The 375-nt window shown below is 51.7% G+C and carries 4 tRNA genes; all 4 read left to right on the top strand.

Annotated features, from left to right (window positions below):
• Positions 1-18: 18 nt before the first annotated feature.
• The 4 genes from LQ668_RS12290 (at position 19) to LQ668_RS12275 (ending at position 373) form a co-directional block, all read left to right on the top strand.
• Positions 19-91, top strand: a tRNA-Lys gene (locus LQ668_RS12290).
• 2 nt (positions 92-93) lie between these two features.
• Positions 94-175: transfer RNA gene (locus LQ668_RS12285), tRNA-Leu, on the top strand.
• Positions 176-206: 31 nt separating this feature from the next.
• Positions 207-281, top strand: a tRNA-Gly gene (locus LQ668_RS12280).
• Between the two features lie 6 nt (positions 282-287).
• Positions 288-373 (top strand) — tRNA-Leu (locus LQ668_RS12275).
• Positions 374-375 lie beyond the last annotated feature (2 nt).

Here is a 375-nt window from a genome sequence, read left to right as displayed (position 1 = left end):
GGCCGGCACCATTTTTTAGAGCCATTAGCTCAGTTGGTAGAGCATCTGACTTTTAATCAGAGGGTCAGAGGTTCGAATCCTCTATGGCTCATAGCGGGTGTGGCGGAATTGGCAGACGCACTAGACTTAGGATCTAGCGCCGCAAGGCGTGGGGGTTCGACTCCCTTCACCCGCATTTTATTAATATGATTCAAGCATTTAATCTTGCAGAAGTAGTTCAGCGGTAGAATACAACCTTGCCAAGGTTGGGGTCGCGGGTTCGAATCCCGTCTTCTGCTCCATTATTTGCCGGGGTGGCGGAACTGGCAGACGCACAGGACTTAAAATCCTGCGGTAAGTGATTACCGTACCGGTTCGATTCCGGTCCTCGGCACC

This window comes from Mammaliicoccus sp. K-M42 (assembly GCF_022386375.1).
Classification (GTDB): domain Bacteria; phylum Bacillota; class Bacilli; order Staphylococcales; family Staphylococcaceae; genus Mammaliicoccus; species Mammaliicoccus fleurettii.
Note: the sequence above shows the minus strand (reverse complement) of the source record. Positions and strands in the feature narration are given on the sequence as shown.